This window comes from Aminobacter sp. J44 (assembly GCF_007829415.1).
In the GTDB taxonomy this organism is placed as follows: Bacteria; Pseudomonadota; Alphaproteobacteria; order Rhizobiales; family Rhizobiaceae; genus Aerobium.
Map to the genome: position 1 here is coordinate 38,701 of NZ_VLJG01000009.1, position 16,124 is coordinate 54,824.

Sequence of the window (16,124 nt, forward strand, 5' to 3'; positions counted from 1 at the left end):
CTCATTTTCAGGCGCGGCCCGGGGCAAAAGGCGCAATCTCGATGCCCGCTTCATCAAGCGCCCGGCGCACGGCGCGCGCCATCGCGACGGCGTTGGGCGAGTCGCCATGAACGCAGATCGACTGGGCGTTGAGCTTTACCGTCGTGCCGTCGATCGCCTCGACAATACCGTCGCGTGCCATCACAAGCGCGCGTTGCGCGACCGCCTCGACGTCGTGGAGCACCGCGCCAGGCTTGGTCCGGGAGACGAGCTGGCCGTCGGTCGAATAAGCGCGATCGGCGAATACTTCTTCAACTACCGCGAGGCCGGCCGCACGAGCCTGTTCCACAACCGGGGCCCCCGCCAGCGCCAGCAGCACAAGCTCGGGATCGACGGCGAGGATGGCGCGGATGACGTCGTCGGCCTGCCGCTCGTTGTGCGCGATCGTGTTGTAGAGCGCGCCGTGCGGCTTCACGTAGGTGACCTTGCCCTTCGCGGCCGTCGCGATGCCCTGCAGCGCGCCGATCTGGTAGATCACGTCGCCAAAAAGCTCTTCGCTGGTCGGCTCCATGTTGCGGCGGCCAAAGCCCGCGAGATCGCGATAGCCGACATGGGCGCCGATCGCGATATTCCGCTCGAGGGCTGACTTCACGGTGCGCAGGATTCCCGCAGGATCGCCCGCGTGGAAGCCGCAAGCGATGTTCGCGCTACTGACGACATCGAGCATGGCGACATCATCGCCCATCGGCCAGGGCCCAAAGCTCTCGCCAAGATCGCTGTTCAAATCACAGACCAATTGTGCCTCGCGGGTCGATTAACATGTTCACCAGGTTGCGAGCCGCAACGTCGGACACTAACAAGCTCCCACAAACTTGTCCAGACTGTTGAACAATCACGTCAACAAGATTGGATGACGACACGTATCCTGCGTTTCTGGTACAAAATCGATACGAATCGGACGTGGTTGTTGAACGCTTGGGCATCACCATCCGCCTCAACTCGATTTCAGCAGCAGTGTGAGAATTGCATGCCAGCACCAGACAAGATCGTGACCCCGATCGTCACTGCAGTCCAGCCGTTGGCTGACTCCGTTGCCGCGCGCATCCGGGAGAAGGTCATTTCGGGAGAGCTGTCGCCGGGCGAGCACCTGTCGGAAGTGTCTCTGAGTGAGGAATTGCAGGTCTCGCGCAACACGCTGCGTGAAGTCTTCCGGCTGCTGACCAAGGAAGGCATTCTCCGTCACGAAGCGAACCGGGGGGTCTTCGTCACGACGCCGAGCATCTCGACGATCATCGACATTTACCGCATCCGTCGGCTGATCGAATGCCAGGCGCTGGCGGGCGCCTATCCGCGCCATCCGGCAATCGCGAAAATGCGCGAAGCCGTCGAGTCGGCGAAGGAGGCGCGCAAGGCCGGCAGGTGGCTTGCAGTCGGCAGCGCCGACATTGCCTTTCACAGCGCGATCGTCGAGCTCGCAGACAGCCCGCGCCTGTCAGCCTTTTATTCGCATATTTCGCTCGAGCTGCGCCTTGTCTTCGGGCTCTTGAAGGATCCTGAATACCTGCATGCGCCTTTCGTTGACCAAAACGAGAAGCTGATCGAGCAGGTTGAGGCCGGCAACTTCAAGCAAGCAGCGGAGATGCTGGACTCGTACCTGCAGCAGGCCGAGCGCTTCATCATGCTGGCCTACTCAAAGGCGATCGAGGGCTGACGTTTTGTACCGGGTCAGACGGCCACGGCATATTTCGCGATCATTTCGCGCAGGTAGCTGGCCGCTTCCGCACCCTTGAGGGCAGATCCCCAGAGCCTCGCGGCAATATCCTCGTGCAGCGTCATTGCCTCGGGCGCCGACGTAATCAGCGCGACGCCGAGCCGGACATTCGGCTGCTCGCCGAGCCGGAACGGGCTGATTGCCAGCACGGACCGATCCGCCTGGCGAAAGATCTGGAAACTCGTCGCGGGGACGGGTTCGCGCACAATGCCCATCTGGACGCCGATCGGCTGTGACTCGAAGGTCGCGAGAATGTGCTCGGCCTCGCGGCGGGCAGCGATCCTCCGCTGGGTGGAGATCTCGTTTGGCAGGTCGTGCCGGCCGATCAGGCCGTTCAGAAGAAAGCGCTCCAGGTCAACGGATGAAATGAGGCTCACGATATGCGGGCGGCGCTCGCGAAAGGCGGCCTTGCGCGCGGCCAGCGTCGACATCAGCTGGTCGATCATCTGCAGGCCGTCTTTGTCGATGCCTGCCGGAGCCGACTCATGCAGCACCGTCGACAGCATCTCGTCGTAACGGTCGGAGGTGAGCAGGTATGACACCGGGCTGAACAAGCCGATGATCTGCTGGCACTCTTCCTCTAGCTGGCGCATGCGCTCGAAGAAGACGGTGGAGCTGCTGATATACTCGACGCCAACGCCCATCAGGCTCGGAAGCGAAACTCCGAGCTCATTGGCAATGGCCGTCAGCGTCTCGATCTTGCGGATATCACCTTTTTCGACCCGGTAGAGCGCGGCGCGCGAGATTCCCAGCTTCGCGGCAAGCGTCTCAGGCGCAAGACCGCGGCCAAGCCGGTGCGCACGCAGGCGCGCGCCGATGTCGCCGAAGTTCACTCCATCCGCCGCGTTCGAGCTCAAGCCTTGCCTCTTCCGTTATCGTTGCGCCCGTTATCGGGGCCAAACTGACGTGATGTCAACAAACGTCCAAATTTTGAGGTGTGGATCATTAACGAGACGGCGCGGCCTCTCGTCTCATTTTTGAGAATTGCGATTGACAAGGGTAGAAGCGGTTCGTACGAATTTCGCTTTCTTGAACTCCACAATAACGAGTTGAGGTGGGACATGAATATTTTCGCGCGCGGGCTAAAGAGTGTAGCGATGGTCAGCATCGCTGCCGTGATGGCCGCTTCTCCTGCATGGGCAGCTGACTTCGTTGCCAAGATCGGTCACCTGGAGGCGGCCCAGCAGTCGCGCCATGTCCATCTCGAAAAGGTCGCCGAGCTCGTCAAGGAGCGCACCAACGGCGCCGTCGAATTCCAGATCTTCCCGCAGGGCCAGCTGGGCCAGCAGCGCGAGATGACCGAGGGCGTCCAGCTCGGCACGCTTGAAGCAACGGTTGCTCCGGCTGCGTTCCTCGGCGGCTTCAACCCGGTCGTGTCCGTCCTCGACATTCCGTTCCTGCTGCCGGACAATGATGAGCAGGCACAGCAGATCCGTAGCGGCGAGTTCGGCAAGGCGCTGTGCGACACCTTCGAGACGCGCGGCGTTCACTGCGTCACCCTCTGGCCGAACGGCAAGAAGCACTTCACCTCGAACCGTCCGCTGGCCAAGATCGACGACTTCGCCGGCCAGAAGTTCCGCGTGATGGACTCGAACATCCTCATCGAGCAGTTCAATGCGCTCGGTGCTTCGGCGATCGCCCTGCCGTTCGGCGAGCTCTACACCGCGCTGCAGACCGGCGTGATCGACGCGCAGGAAAACCCGATGGATACCATCCAGCGCATGAAGTACTACGAGGTGCAGAAGCACCTGGTGGTTTCCGACCACGGCGCGATGGAGGATGTCGTCCTCTTCAACCCGACCTTCTGGAGCAGCCTGCCGGAGGAATACCAGAAGATCATCACCGACACCTTCGTCGAGGTCATTCCGGACCTGATCGCGCACAAGGCTGCTTCGGTTAAGGAAGCGCTTGACGAGATCAAGGCCTCGGGCATCGACATCCGCGAGATGGATGCCGCCGAGAAGGAAGCCTTCCGCGAGAAGATGTACCCGGCGACCCGTGCCGCCTTCCTGAGCCGTACCGGCGATGAGGGCCAGCGCATCATCGACATCTACGAAGCCGAATACGCCAAGGTCACCAAGTAATCATTCCAACCCGGGTGGTCTCCGCTCCGGCGGGGATCACCCATTTTCTTTTCGGCCAGTAGCCCAGAGCGTTTGCTGATTGGAGAAAGCCGCATGAAGGCCCTAGCTGCACTGCGGACTGTCGAGCGGGTCGCCGTTGTGGCGATCTTCCTCCTCATGATCGTCCTTTACTTCATCAACGTGGTGTCGAGGCAATTCGGCGGTTCGTTCGCCACCAGCTTCGCCTGGGTTGAAGAGACTGTGCGCCTGCTCAGCCTGTTCCTGGTCTTCCTGGCGCTCGGCCTCGCACTGGAGCGCGGCCGCCATGTCGGCGTCTATAGCTGGCGCGACCGCATCGCCGAGCGGTTGCACCTGCCGATCCGCAAGATCATCGACGCGATTGCCATCGTCTTCAGCCTGTACCTCGCATGGCTCGGTTATAGCATGACGGCTTTCGTTTACTCGACCGGGCAGATCAGCCCGACGCTGAACGTGCCGATCTTCTGGATCTATCTCGCCCCGACAATCGGGTTCCTTCTGCTTGGCCTGCGCTATGCGCTCAGCCTTTTCGGCGTCATTGACCGCTATGCCGGTCAGGACGGGGGAGAACACTAAATGCTGCTCCTGGTCGTCGCAGCCGCTGCGGTACTGCTGCTTGTTCTCGGCTTTGAGATGATGCTTGTCCTCGGCGTCCCGGCGCTGATGGTCAAGGAATTCTTCTACGGCAACCTTCCTGATCCGGTGATCGTCCAGAAGATCGTGGGTGGCATCAACCACTCGACGCTCCTGGCAATTCCCTTCTTCATCCTATCTGCAGAGCTAATGGGTGACGGCCAGATCGCGCGCCGCCTGACTCAGCTGGCAGATGCCTTCCTTCGTCACTTCCGCGGTGGTTCCGGCTATACCGCGATCGGCGGCTCTCTCGCCTTCGGCTCGGTCTCCGGATCTGCACCCGCCACCGTTGCCGCGATGGGCAAGATGGTGTTCCCGGAAATGCAGAAGGCGGGATTCAAGGACAAGTTCAGCCTTGGCCTCATCGCTTCGAGTGCCGAGACCTCTCTGCTTCTCCCGCCCTCCATTACACTCATCATCTATGGTTGGATGACCGGCACCTCGGTCGCAAAGCTGTTCATCGCCGGCATCGTGCCGGGTTTCGTCCTCGCATTCGCCTTCGCTCTGCTCGTCTGGTGGGAAGCGCGCAAGAACGGCGTCTCCCGTGGCGAGAAGGCGAGCTGGAGCGAGCGCCTGCAGTCGATTTCTCGTGCCGGCTGGGCGCTGGGCATGCCGCTCATCATTCTCGGCGGCATCTACACTGGCTATTTCACGCCGACGGAGGCTGCGGCGGCCAGCGTCGTCTACGCCATCTTCGTTGAGAGCGTGATTTTCCGGACCCTTACGCTCAAGAAGCTGTTCGCGATCACCGAGCGCGCTGCGCTGTCGACCGCGATCATCTTCATCCTGCTCGCGCTGGGCGGCCTCCTTTCCTATTTCGTCACGCTCGCGCAGGTGCCGCAGGCGATCCTCGCCTTCATCAACCACATCGATGCTGGCCCGATCGTCTTCCTGATCGTCATCAACGTGATCTTCCTGATCTTCGGCATGTTCGTCGACCCGAACTCGGCGCTGCTGATCCTGGTGCCGCCGCTCTACCCGGTGGCCATGGCGCTCGGCATCGATCCGGTTCACCTCGGCGTCATCGTCACGCTGAACATCACGATTGGCATGATCACGCCGCCGTTCGGCCTGGACCTGTTCGTAGCAGCGTCGACGCTGTCGAGGCCGGTTATGCTGATCATCTCCGGCATCGGGCCGTTCATCGTCGCAAACATCGCGACGCTGTTGGTGATTACCTACATCCCCACGGTCTCGACCTTCCTGCCAAACCTCATAATGAACTGAGTTTGTCATGAATGCAGCTTTGAAGCTGGGTGACGTGCGCGAAGCCATCAAGCCGGTGGTCTTCGAGCGCGACCTGCAGATCATTTCCAACGTTCAGGTCAATGGCGAGTATCGCCAGATGGTCCTGAAGGCGCCGCGCGAGATGCTGGAGCAGTGCCGGGCCGGCCAGTTCTTCCACCTGCTGTGCCCGCAGCTTGGTGGGGAGAACCCGTACCTGCGCCGGCCGATGAGCATCTACGGATTCTACCCGGACAAGGGCGAGCTGCATTTCCTCTACAAGGTCACGGGCGAGGGTACGCGCGCTCTGGCGCATCTTGGCGCCGGCGACACGCTCAACGTTCTTGGGCCGCTTGGTCGTGGTTTTACGATCGCTGATAACTGGCAGCATCTGGTGCTGGTCGCGCGTGGTGTTGGCCTTGCGACGCTGGCTCCTCTGGCGCTCGAGGCCAACCGGCTTGGCCGCAAACTCACCGCGATCTGCAGCGCGCGCAGCGACGACGTGCTGATGTCGGTCCACTACTTCCGCTCGCTCGGCGCGAATGTCGTCACCGTCACGGATGCCGAAGGCACGTCTTCCATTGAAAACCTTGAGGCGATCATCGAAGGGTTGATCGCAGAGGAAGGCGTCGACGCCTTCTACACTTGCGGCTCCAACCGGATCCTGCGGCTGCTGCAGCGCATCGGTGAGAAGCACGAAATTCCCGGCGAGATCGCGCTTGAGCAGCAGATGGCCTGTGGCTTGGGCATGTGCCACTGCTGCGTGCGCCCGTTCCGCAAGGAAGACCGGGTCGTCAATCTTCGCGTCTGCCGCGAAGGCCCTGTCTTCGACATGCAGGAGGCGATGCCATGGTAGATCTGACGGTTGATGTCGGTTCGCTCCGGCTGAAGAACCCGATCATGCCGGCTTCTGGTACGTTCTCGGAAGACTTGGCCGACGTGTTCGACCTCGACCTTCTTGGCGCGCACGTCACCAAGACGATTACGCGCGGCTGGCGCGACGGGAACCCCACGCCGCGCGTTTGCGAGGTTTCCGGCTCGATGCTGAACTCGATCGGCATTCCGAGCAAGGGCGTTGGCTATTTCATCGAGAGGGTCATTCCTTTCTACAAGCGCTACGAGACGCCGCTCGTCGTCAGTATCTCCGGCAACACCGCCGATGAGTTCGCAACGCTGTGCTCCGAAGTAAGCGTCGACGGCGTGGCAGCCATCGAGGTCAACATCTCGTGCCCGAATATCGAGGAAGACGGCAAGGCGTTCGCCATCCGCCCGTCCTCGACCTTCGACGTGATGACCAAGCTGCGCAAGGCGACGCATCTGCCGCTTTGGGCGAAGCTGACGCCGAACACGGGCGAGACGCCGGAGGTCGCGCGCGCTGCCGAAGACGCGGGCGCCGATGCGCTGGTGGTAGCCAACACCATTCTTGCGATGGCGATCGACATCAACACGCGCCGACCGAAACTCGGCAACCTCATGGGCGGGCTCTCCGGCCCGTCGCTCAAGCCGATCGCGCTGCGCATGGCCTACCAGTGCGCACGTGCGACGAAGATCCCGGTCATCGGCTGTGGCGGCATTTCCAGCGTCGAGGACGTTTTGGAATTCCTGATCGCCGGTGCGACCGCGGTTCAGGTCGGCACGGCGACCTTCATCAACCCGCTCGCCATGCCGCGGATCATTGATGAGCTTGCCGCATGGCTGGCCCGCCATGGCTACAGTTCCGTAAAGGACGTGATCGGCAGCGTCATCGATGACGAGCAGAAGGCGGGAGTGGTCTTCATGGAGGCTGCGCCATGAACGCGCTGCCCAGGCCCGCGGATGTGAGCGCGGTCTCGGACCTCGAGATCGCCAGCTATCTCTTCGACGAGATCGCCAGTCGTACCCGCGACGTCGAGGGCGTCAGCCGTCCGGCCTTTTCGCAGATCGAAACGGACACGCTCCGCTTCCTCGAAGATTTCGCGCTGAGCCACGGCCTGTGCGTCTGGTATGACGCGGGCCAGAATGCCCGCTTCTGTCTGCCGGAAGATCGTGATGCAAAGCGCTATGTGATCGTCGGCTCGCATGTCGATAGCGTCCCGGCCGGCGGCAATTTCGACGGCCTTGCCGGTGTCGTCGCTGGCCTCCTTTGTCTGCTACGAGCCAAGCGCGAGGGCGTGAAGTTCTCCCGGCCTGTGCACGTGCTTGCGATGCGCGGCGAGGAAAGCGCCTGGTTCGGCCCATGCTATATCGGCTCGAAGGCGCTCACCGGCACGCTGGCGCCCGAACTGGCGGCAAAGCACAAGGCTGACGGCCGCACGCTCGATGAGCATATGGCCGATGTCGGCATCCCGATGGAGAAGGTGCGCGAGTCCGTGCCGCTGATGGATCTGTCGGAGATCGAGGCCTATCTGGAGCTCCACATCGAGCAGGGCCCGCTGTTGATCGGCAAGAAGCTGCCGGCGGCGGTCGTCTCCGGCATTCGGGGCAATTTCCGTCACCGCCGTATCCGCTGCCTCGGCGAAGCCGGTCACTCCGGCGCCGTGCCGCGCGCCTATCGTCGTGACCCGGTGCTGGCCATGTCGGACTTGCTGGTACGCCTCGATGAAAGCTGGATGACCATCCTCAACATGGGTGACGACCTAGTGCTGACCGCAGGTATGGTCAGCACCGATCCGGCCACGCATGCAATGTCGCGCATTCCGGACGAGATCAGCTTCAGCCTCGACATCCGCAGCCAGAGCGCCAAGACGCTTGACGACATGCGCCGCCTGCTCGACGCGGAGATGCGGCAGGTCGAGAAGGAGCGCAAGGTTCGCTTCGAGCTCGACCGCGAGATGCGCGTGGAGCCTGCGCTCTGCGCGCCGGAAATCGTGGCAGGACTCAAGGCCGCGATGGAGCGGCTCGGCATGGAGCCTTTCGTCATGCCGTCAGGCGGTGGCCATGACGCCGCCGTGTTCGCGGCCGCGGGCGTGCCATCCGGCATGGTCTTCGTGCGCAACCGCAACGGGTCGCACAATCCGCAGGAAGCTATGGATCTGCCCGACTTCCTCGCGGGAACCGACATCCTGCACGAGTTCCTCAAGGGGTAATCGATGGCACACGCGCTTGCTGCACGGTTTTCGGTTAACGCGGGGCCTCGTCGCGCCGCGCCGAAAGCCGGCGGCGAGGCGCTTTCCGTTTTCCCGGTCAAGTTCCGGGTCCAACCCGCTCTGCGGCTGGATTGATAGCCGGGAAGTTGGTAGCGAAGGCTATCAATAGGAAGGATTCAGCGATGTTCCCGAATACATTCCCGGATCGCTCGGTAATTTCCGAAACGGTGGCGAAGATGCTGCTGGAGGTGAATGCCGTGCATTTTCGGGCTGACCAGCCGTTTACGTTTACCTCTGGTCTCGCGAGCCCGGTCTACATCGATTGCCGGCGGCTGATTTCCTATCCTCGCATCCGTTCTGCCATCATGGACTTCGGCGCATCGGTCGTGTTCCGCGACGTCGGTTTCGAGCAGTTCGAGGCTGTCGCCGGCGGTGAGACCGCCGGCATTCCGTTCGCAGCCTGGCTGGCGGATCGTCTTGCCCTGCCAATGGTCTACGTCCGCAAGAAATCGAAGGGCTTTGGCCGCGACGCGCAGATCGAGGGCGCGTTGTCAGAAGGCCAGCGGGTACTGCTGGTTGAAGACCTGACGACGGATGGAGGCAGCAAGCTCAAGTTCGCGGAGGCCGTCGCCAAGACGGGCGCGCGGGTCACCGACACCTTTGCAGTGTTCTACTACGGCATCTTCCCGGATACACCGCGCAAGCTCGAGGCGGCAGGCATGCGCCTGCACTATCTCGCTACCTGGTGGGACATCCTGAAGGTGGCGAAGGACCAGAACCGGTTTTCTAACGAGACCATTGCGGAAGTCGAACGCTTCCTCACCGAGCCGGTGAAGTGGTCAGCCAACCACGGTGGCATTTCGGCGCTGCCGCTCTAGATCAACAAGGGAAACAGCATGTTTGATGTATTCTTGAAGGAACTGAACGACAACGGCGGCAGCGTGCGTGCCTACGACGCGGTGGCTCGCGCTGCCCGCGCGCGCATTGCCACCGAGCCGCAGAACGCAGCCGCCCTGCTGCTGATCTCGGCGGCGGCGCAGCAGTTTGTCGACGCTTATGACGATCAGCCGCTGACTTCGGATGCTGCGACCGAGGAGCTTTCGCGCTTCAGTGCCCTCGTCACCTCGCTCGACACCGCCTTTACCAGTGGCTCCTTCGAGAACCAGCTGAAGGCTCTCAACGAAGTCGCGACCGTTCTGGTGAACCATCGCGCCTGAGCTGGTTCTTTCGGGAGGATGATTTTGAACGGCCAGCCGTGAGGACAGCCGGACCGTTCGACCTGTACCCTGTGATCTAGCCCTGTGCGATCAGCGATGCGTAGGCCCTGCCCGCATCGCTGACTGCCTGCGCCTGCCCGCCTTCAAGCCGTTCAGCGAGCAGCCTGAACGCGCGCGTGTCGGCGCGCGGGTTATTGTCCAGCTGGCCGATCCGTCCCATGACGAGCTCCGCTGCCCGCCGCACCGCCGCTGTGGTGTCGCTCGCCCCAGCCAGTTCGCGGCAGAGGAATACAGTCTGCTGCAGCACGAACATTGCCTTTCCCGCCACCTTTGCCCGCTCCTCGGCACGCGCCAGCCGTTCCGAGATGCGTACGAGCCGCAGCACGCGGTGATACATCCGCGCCTCAAGGACCTGCCGGTTAATCGGCTCCGACAGCGGTGTCGCCGCCAGGCCTGCAAGTTCCCGGCGCGTGATTTCGAGCAGGTGCTGCTGGCGTCGCTGCAGGTTGATCGGGAAGACGAAGAGATAGGCTGCGAGCGCGACGACCGGACCGGCGAGCACCGCCAGCGCCTTGACGATCGAGTCGCCGAATGTACCGGTAAGTGGCAGGCCGGGCTGCGACATCAGCAGCATGATCATGCTGAAGTCGGTCGCGGCAATGACCGTGCGCCGGTGTGCGACAAGCAGCGGGGCGATCATGATGAACGGGAAGAAGAGCAGAAGCTGTTGAAGTTCGTTTGCGGCGATCGGCCATGCCATCCACCGAACGGCCAGCGCCGCTAGCACGCCGAGGAACTGGCCGAGGATGATGTGGCGCATGGTGATCGCCGGGCTCTCGAAGGTCGAGAACAGCGAGATCATCACCGACAGGCCGAGCAGCATAAAGCCGCCGAAGTCCCAGCCGGTGAACAGCCAGATCAGCCCGAACAGCATCATGCCGCCGCCGGCGCGAAGGCCGGCTTCCCGCGCTCCAGGCCAGTCGCGATGCAGGAAGACGGCGGGCGCGCCGGTGCGACGAACAGAATCGTTTCCAGTCGGAGTATCGCTGGGAAATAGATCGGCGAGTGCCGTCGCGAGCCGGTCCAGCGGGCCGGCTGGCATCGTCTTGATCTCGGACAGCAGTCGCGCGGCTCTGGTGCCGTCCCCCCGCTCCAGCGCATCGGCAACGGACGCAGTACGCGGATTGCGTTCCGGAGTGCGCTGCATCAGCAGCGGGACCACCGCCAGAAGTACCGCCCGCAAGCGCTTGATTTCATGCCGGGAACTGATCGAGCCCGCAGCGTGCGGCTCGAGGTCTTCATCGATGGCCGCGAGCTCCGAAAGATAACGGCGGCGGTCCCCGTCGCGCTGATCGATACCACCTTCGCGCAAAAGGCGAGCGACGAGCCGCGTGACGCGGCCTCGGAGATCCTTCTCGTCGGTGCGCTTGGCGAAATAATAGCCAACCAGCGTTGCGACGACGACGCCGGTGAGGACCGTAGCGAGGCGGTCGGCGCCGAGATGGAAGACGAGGTCCGGATGCTTCGTGTCGAGCAGCGCCACCATCGACGCCGAATATCCGGCGAGTACCGTACCGTATGTGACGACACCGCGCTGCAGGTTGCCGAACCAGGTGCAAAGGCCAATCCATACGGCGAGGCCGACGACGAGCACTGCCGGATGCACCCTCTGGCTGCCGAGGACGAGGCCAATACCTGCCACTGTACCGACAAGCGTGCCGAACATGCGGAAGAAACTCTTTTCGAGGAGCATTCCGCGCAACGGCTGAGACGCCGCCCAGACCGACATCCCGGACCATTGCGGGTGCTCAAGCCCCATCAGCCATGCGAGCAGGATCGCGAGCCAGCAGGCAAGCGCAGTACGCGCGGCGAAGCGCAGCCGCGCGATGTCGAATCCGTTTCGGGTCAGCCGGTCGGTCATCTGCTGTCCATACAGCAGTTTTGTTCCTCGGCTCAAACTGTGGCTGGGTGAGACTGGCTGCGCACCCTCCCGGAGGCTGTCGTATCAGATTATGAGGGATAGCGGCCTCGCAACGTCAGTGACCTTACGTAAGTGACTGTTTTCTCAGGGGACGAAGGCCGTTCCGCAGCGGCATCGTTTCCGCAACAGAATTGCGTGCTGCGGGTGTGATCGGCAACAGTCCGAACCGTTGTGACACACAAGCTTTATCTTAATATCTTTTCGATCGCGAAGAATGTGAATTCACGAACGCGCTTTACCTTGTTATATGCCGCCCCGTGTTCGCGCGAGGCTGCAGCATTCCTCCCTGCTTACGGCACTCGCGCATGCGCGTGACTCGGCTTGGCCGGCCGATCAGTCCCTCCCAAACGCGCTCCGCAAATTCCCCCGGCCAGGAGTAAAGTGAATGTCATCCACTGTTGCAGCTGCGCCGCAGGAACGAGCGCCAGCCAACCCCCGATCTCGTGTGCTGCTTGCCAGCCTCGTTGGCACGACGATCGAATTCTACGACTTTTATGTGTATGCGACCGCAGCAGTTCTCGTCTTCCCCCACCTGTTCTTCCCGGCAGGCGACGACACCGCGGCACTTCTCGCATCCTTCGCGATCTTCGGCGCTGCGATGATTGCGCGCCCGCTGGGCGCCATCTTCTTCGGCCACCTTGGCGACAAGCGCGGCCGCAAGATCACCCTCGTTGGCGCGCTGCTGACGATGGGTATCGCCACCTTCCTGATCGGCCTGCTACCGACCTACGCCTCGGTCGGCTGGCTCGCCCCGGCGCTGCTGGTGATCATGCGCCTCGCACAGGGCTTCGCGCTCGGCGGCGAGTGGAGCGGCGCGGCGCTCGTTGCCACCGAGAACGCTCCCGAGGGCAAGCGCGCCATCTTCGGCACCTTCCCGCAGCTTGGTGCGCCGCTCGGCTTCATCATCGCCAACGGCCTGTTCCTGATCATCGCGGCCGTACTGCCGTCCGAGGATCCGTCGCGTCCGTCGGAAGCCTTCCTCAACTGGGGCTGGCGCATTCCGTTCCTGTTCTCAGCCGTGATGGTCGTGGTCGGCCTCTGGGTCCGCCTCAATCTCGTTGAGAGCACCGCGTTCGAAAAGACGGTCAAGACGGGCAAGGTCCGCAAGCTGCCGCTGGCCGAGGCCTTCAAGAAGTATTGGGTCGAGCTGATCCTCGGCACCTTCTACATGCTCGCGACCTACGTCCTCTTCTACCTGATGACGACGTTCTCGCTCAGCTACGGCCGCGCCGGCGTCAACGGTCCGCTGCCCGGCCTGGGCTATGACTACAGCGACTTCGTGCTGATGATGATCGTCGGCGTCATCTTCTTCGGCATCTTCACCATGGTGTCGGGCCCCTGGGCCGATCGCTGGGGGCGCCGCAAGACCCTGATCTGGGTCACGATCGCCATTGCCGCGTTCGGCATGCTGTGGGTGCCGATGCTGTCGGCCGGCTTCGTCGGCGTCATGGCCTGGCTGATCATCGGCTTCACGCTGATGGGCCTGACCTTCGGCCCGATGGGGGCGCTGCTGCCGGAGCTGTTCCCGGCCAACGTCCGCTACACCGGCTCGGGCATCTCCTACAACGTCTCGTCGATCCTCGGCGCGGCTGTTGCCCCGTTCATCGCGGTGGCGCTGTGGAGCTACGGCGAGGGCAGCCCGTTCTGGGTTGGCGTCTACCTCACGGTGATGGCTCTCATCACGCTGATCTCGCTGCTGGTCGGCAGCGAAACCAAGGATATCGACATCGAGCAGTAAGCTGCCTGATGTAGCGATCTCAGAAGGCCCGAGCCGATGTTCAGCCCGGGCCTTTTTTCTTTATCGGGCTCAATCAGTCACAGCGATTGCTGGCAGCATTCGACGAAGGCGCGAACAGCAGCAATTCGCGGGCCGGAGCGCCCCCACAGCACGCCGGTCTGCCGCACGTCGCCAGCGTCGAGCCGAACCTTCTGAAGCCTGAGGCCTTCCGGCCACGGCGGCGCCCATTCTGGTACAATGGCAAGGCCGAGACCGCGATCGACGAGGGCGGCAATCGCATCCAGCGCATCAAGTTCCAGCCATTCGCGCAACTTCAGCCCTTGCTTGCGCAGATAGCGATCGACGATCTGCCCGCCCCACTGGTTGCGGTCGTAGCGGATGAAGGGTGCCTGCGTCAGTGCCGCATGCGGATCCTCAATCGGCGTGTCCTCCGGCGCAATGAGCACCAGCGGCTCGTCGCGCAGGGTCAGCCATTCGTGGGACTTCGGAATTGGGAAATGGGGGCGCACAAGGATGGCGGCGTCACATTCGCCTGCCAGCAGCGCGTGGTAGAGGTCAACCGAGGCGCCGGGGCGGACAAAAACCTCGATACGCGGAAAGTTCTGGCCAAGCGTGGCGAGAATGGCGGGCAGCAGTCCGGTCAGCGCTGTGGCCGTCGCGCCGAGACGCAGTTGCCCGGCCGGCATGTCATTGGCTGCTGCTGCCTTCAGTGCGCGCGTTGCTTCAAGCAAGGCATGAGCCTCGGCCAGCACCGCAAGGCCGGAGGCAGTCGGTCGCACGGTGCGTCCGGTGCGGCTTACCAGCGAGTGTCCAAGCTCAGCCTCAAGCGCGCGCAGCCGCTGGGCGACAGCGGCAGGTGTCAGGTTCAGGCGACGGGCGGCCTCGGCAATCGAGCCGCAACTCGCAACCGTCACGAAGCTTTCAAGGAAGCGGGTGTCCATCTTCTACAAAAACTATCGTTTGAAGATATGAAAAGCAACATTTTACAACTGATCGTCGTCGTCTATCAGGAGATGGACAACGCGCATGTCGCGGCAGCAGATCAGGAGATGACAGGTGTCGATCGAAGAGAAGTTCAGCAGGCTGGGAACCGACAATGCGCCGGGCCAGGAAGTGCGCCAGAGCGCCGCGGGCATCGAGGCGCTGATGCGCGGTGAAAAGCTCGAAGGCAAGCCGGTCGACTTTTCGCATGGCGACGTCGACGCGTTTCTGCCGACGCCGGGCTCGTTCGAGGTGTTCTCGGCCGGCTACGCATTAGGTGGCAAGCAGGCCTACACCGAGTACCGCGGCGACTACGGAATCCGTGAGCTGCTAGCCGAACGTCTGGCTTCATTTACCGGCGCGCCGGTAAACGCCCGCGACGGCCTCATCATTACGCCGGGCACGCAGGGCGCACTGTTCCTTGCGATCGCCTGCACCACGGCGCGCGGCGACAAGGTCGCGATCATGCAGCCGGACTACTTTGCGAACCGCAAGCTGGTCGAGTTCTTCGAAGGCGAGATGATTCCGGTCCAGCTCGACTACGTCAATGCAGGCAACAATGCCGGCATCAACCTCGGCGAACTCGAGGATGCCTTCAAGGCGGGGGCCAAGGTGTTCCTGTTCTCGAACCCGAACAATCCGGCAGGCGTCGTCTATTCTGCCGATGAAATCGCGAAGATTGCCCAGCTCGCTGAGCGCTACGGGGCGACTGTCATCGTGGACCAGCTCTATTCGCGTCTGCTCTACACCAGTGCCACCTACACGCATCTGCGCGCCGGCAACATCGATCCTGAGAACGTGATTACCATCATGGGCCCGTCGAAGACGGAGTCGCTCAGCGGCTACCGCCTCGGCGTAGCGTTCGGCTCGAAGAAGCTCATCAACCGCATGGAGAAGCTGCAGGCAATCGTCTCGCTGCGCGCGGCAGGCTATAGCCAGGCCGTGCTTCGCACCTGGTTTGCCGAGCCGGAAGGCTGGATGGACGAGCGCATCCGCCTGCACCAGGCGATCCGCGATGACCTGCTTACCGTACTGCGGGGTTGCGAAGGGGTATTCGCCCGCACGCCGCAGGCGGGCAGCTATCTGTTCCCGCGTCTGCCGAAGCTTGACGTTTCCTATACCGACTTCATCAAGATCCTGCGCCTGCAGGCAGGCGTGTCGGTTACGCCGGGTACCGAGTTCAGCCCGCACTGCGCCGACAGCATTCGCTTCAACTTCTCGCAGGATCATCAGGCGGCTGTCGCAGCCGTCGAGCGTCTGGTTACGCTGGTCGAGCGCTACCGCGCCTGATTTTTTTGGTCCTTCCCTGTGAGGTCAGCGCCCTTGCGAGAACCTCGCGGGGGCGTTGATTTATGTGCGCCAGCCGGTGAAACTGCGGTCAGGCAGGTGGGGAACCTGCATCGCCAGCATTCATCAGCCGGTTCTTTCCGAGC

General features: G+C 62.6%; 15 protein-coding genes. 11 read left to right on the top strand and 4 right to left on the bottom strand.

Features of this window, described 5'->3' with window-relative positions; genetic code table 11:
- Nucleotides 1-7: 7 nt before the first annotated feature.
- Nucleotides 8-763 carry a LamB/YcsF family protein gene (locus L610_RS04910; protein ID WP_256366537.1) on the bottom strand — a complete coding sequence of 252 codons (756 nt, stop codon included), beginning with the start codon at nucleotides 761-763 and terminating at the stop codon, nucleotides 8-10.
- A gap of 243 nt (nucleotides 764-1,006) precedes the next feature.
- Here L610_RS04910 and L610_RS04915 point away from each other — a divergent pair, with 243 nt between their 5' ends.
- On the top strand, nucleotides 1,007-1,690 hold the full coding sequence (locus L610_RS04915) for a GntR family transcriptional regulator (protein ID WP_144702965.1): 684 nt from the start codon (nucleotides 1,007-1,009) through the stop codon (nucleotides 1,688-1,690).
- A 14-nt stretch (nucleotides 1,691-1,704) separates the two neighbouring features.
- Here the strand turns inward: L610_RS04915 and L610_RS04920 are convergent, their stop codons facing one another.
- Complete coding sequence (locus tag L610_RS04920; protein WP_246658920.1) at nucleotides 1,705-2,607, bottom strand: helix-turn-helix domain-containing protein; 903 nt, start codon at nucleotides 2,605-2,607, stop codon at nucleotides 1,705-1,707.
- A 204-nt stretch (nucleotides 2,608-2,811) separates the two neighbouring features.
- On the opposite strand from L610_RS04920, the gene L610_RS04925 reads away from it, so the two are divergent.
- From L610_RS04925 to L610_RS04960, 8 genes are all read left to right on the top strand, one after another.
- Nucleotides 2,812-3,834, top strand: a complete 1,023-nt coding sequence (locus tag L610_RS04925; RefSeq protein ID WP_024848273.1) for a TRAP transporter substrate-binding protein — start codon at nucleotides 2,812-2,814, stop codon at nucleotides 3,832-3,834.
- Between the two features lie 93 nt (nucleotides 3,835-3,927).
- Complete coding sequence (locus L610_RS04930; RefSeq protein WP_024848274.1) at nucleotides 3,928-4,428, top strand: TRAP transporter small permease; 501 nt, start codon at nucleotides 3,928-3,930, stop codon at nucleotides 4,426-4,428.
- Nucleotides 4,429-5,712 (top strand): TRAP transporter large permease, encoded by a 1,284-nt coding sequence (locus L610_RS04935; protein WP_024848275.1) that lies wholly within the window; start codon nucleotides 4,429-4,431, stop codon nucleotides 5,710-5,712.
- 7 nt (nucleotides 5,713-5,719) lie between these two features.
- The gene (locus L610_RS04940) at nucleotides 5,720-6,565 is read left to right on the top strand and encodes a dihydroorotate dehydrogenase electron transfer subunit (RefSeq protein WP_144702969.1); all 846 of its coding nucleotides are present in this window, start codon (nucleotides 5,720-5,722) and stop codon (nucleotides 6,563-6,565) included.
- A complete protein-coding gene (locus L610_RS04945) occupies nucleotides 6,559-7,503 on the top strand; it encodes a dihydroorotate dehydrogenase (protein WP_144702972.1) in 945 nt (314 codons plus the stop codon). The genes L610_RS04940 and L610_RS04945 overlap by 7 nt, the downstream gene beginning before the upstream one ends.
- Nucleotides 7,500-8,774, top strand: a complete 1,275-nt coding sequence (locus tag L610_RS04950) for a Zn-dependent hydrolase (RefSeq protein ID WP_144702975.1) — start codon at nucleotides 7,500-7,502, stop codon at nucleotides 8,772-8,774. The genes L610_RS04945 and L610_RS04950 overlap by 4 nt, the downstream gene beginning before the upstream one ends.
- A gap of 182 nt (nucleotides 8,775-8,956) precedes the next feature.
- Nucleotides 8,957-9,652: an orotate phosphoribosyltransferase gene (locus L610_RS04955; protein ID WP_144702978.1), complete on the top strand. Its 696-nt coding sequence runs from the start codon at nucleotides 8,957-8,959 to the stop codon at nucleotides 9,650-9,652.
- An 18-nt stretch (nucleotides 9,653-9,670) separates the two neighbouring features.
- A complete protein-coding gene (locus tag L610_RS04960) occupies nucleotides 9,671-9,991 on the top strand; it encodes a hypothetical protein (protein WP_144702981.1) in 321 nt (106 codons plus the stop codon).
- 76 nt (nucleotides 9,992-10,067) lie between these two features.
- Here the strand turns inward: L610_RS04960 and L610_RS04965 are convergent, their stop codons facing one another.
- Nucleotides 10,068-11,912, bottom strand: coding sequence for an FUSC family protein (locus tag L610_RS04965; RefSeq protein WP_144702984.1), 1,845 nt, complete (start codon nucleotides 11,910-11,912; stop codon nucleotides 10,068-10,070).
- Nucleotides 11,913-12,357: 445 nt separating this feature from the next.
- Here L610_RS04965 and L610_RS04970 point away from each other — a divergent pair, with 445 nt between their 5' ends.
- A complete protein-coding gene (locus tag L610_RS04970) occupies nucleotides 12,358-13,710 on the top strand; it encodes an MFS transporter (RefSeq protein ID WP_144702987.1) in 1,353 nt (450 codons plus the stop codon).
- A 77-nt stretch (nucleotides 13,711-13,787) separates the two neighbouring features.
- On the opposite strand, the gene L610_RS04975 is transcribed toward L610_RS04970, so the two are convergent.
- Nucleotides 13,788-14,651 (bottom strand): LysR family transcriptional regulator, encoded by an 864-nt coding sequence (locus L610_RS04975; protein ID WP_144702990.1) that lies wholly within the window; start codon nucleotides 14,649-14,651, stop codon nucleotides 13,788-13,790.
- Between the two features lie 115 nt (nucleotides 14,652-14,766).
- On the opposite strand from L610_RS04975, the gene L610_RS04980 reads away from it, so the two are divergent.
- Complete coding sequence (locus tag L610_RS04980; RefSeq protein WP_144702993.1) at nucleotides 14,767-15,981, top strand: pyridoxal phosphate-dependent aminotransferase; 1,215 nt, start codon at nucleotides 14,767-14,769, stop codon at nucleotides 15,979-15,981.
- Nucleotides 15,982-16,124: the final 143 nt, after the last annotated feature.

What these genes read in the sequence shown, in the direction of transcription:
- L610_RS04915 (WP_144702965.1), top strand. Translation starts at nt 1,007, where the DNA reads ATGCCAGCACCAGACAAGATCGTGACCCCGATCGTCACTGCAGTCCAG.
- L610_RS04925 (WP_024848273.1), top strand. Translation starts at nt 2,812, where the DNA reads ATGAATATTTTCGCGCGCGGGCTAAAGAGTGTAGCGATGGTCAGCATC.
- L610_RS04930 (WP_024848274.1), top strand. Translation starts at nt 3,928, where the DNA reads ATGAAGGCCCTAGCTGCACTGCGGACTGTCGAGCGGGTCGCCGTTGTG.
- L610_RS04935 (WP_024848275.1), top strand. Translation starts at nt 4,429, where the DNA reads ATGCTGCTCCTGGTCGTCGCAGCCGCTGCGGTACTGCTGCTTGTTCTC.
- L610_RS04940 (WP_144702969.1), top strand. Translation starts at nt 5,720, where the DNA reads ATGAATGCAGCTTTGAAGCTGGGTGACGTGCGCGAAGCCATCAAGCCG.
- L610_RS04945 (WP_144702972.1), top strand. Translation starts at nt 6,559, where the DNA reads ATGGTAGATCTGACGGTTGATGTCGGTTCGCTCCGGCTGAAGAACCCG.
- L610_RS04950 (WP_144702975.1), top strand. Translation starts at nt 7,500, where the DNA reads ATGAACGCGCTGCCCAGGCCCGCGGATGTGAGCGCGGTCTCGGACCTC.
- L610_RS04955 (WP_144702978.1), top strand. Translation starts at nt 8,957, where the DNA reads ATGTTCCCGAATACATTCCCGGATCGCTCGGTAATTTCCGAAACGGTG.
- L610_RS04960 (WP_144702981.1), top strand. Translation starts at nt 9,671, where the DNA reads ATGTTTGATGTATTCTTGAAGGAACTGAACGACAACGGCGGCAGCGTG.
- L610_RS04965 (WP_144702984.1), bottom strand. Translation starts at nt 11,912, where the DNA reads ATGACCGACCGGCTGACCCGAAACGGATTCGACATCGCGCGGCTGCGC.
- L610_RS04970 (WP_144702987.1), top strand. Translation starts at nt 12,358, where the DNA reads ATGTCATCCACTGTTGCAGCTGCGCCGCAGGAACGAGCGCCAGCCAAC.
- L610_RS04975 (WP_144702990.1), bottom strand. Translation starts at nt 14,651, where the DNA reads ATGGACACCCGCTTCCTTGAAAGCTTCGTGACGGTTGCGAGTTGCGGC.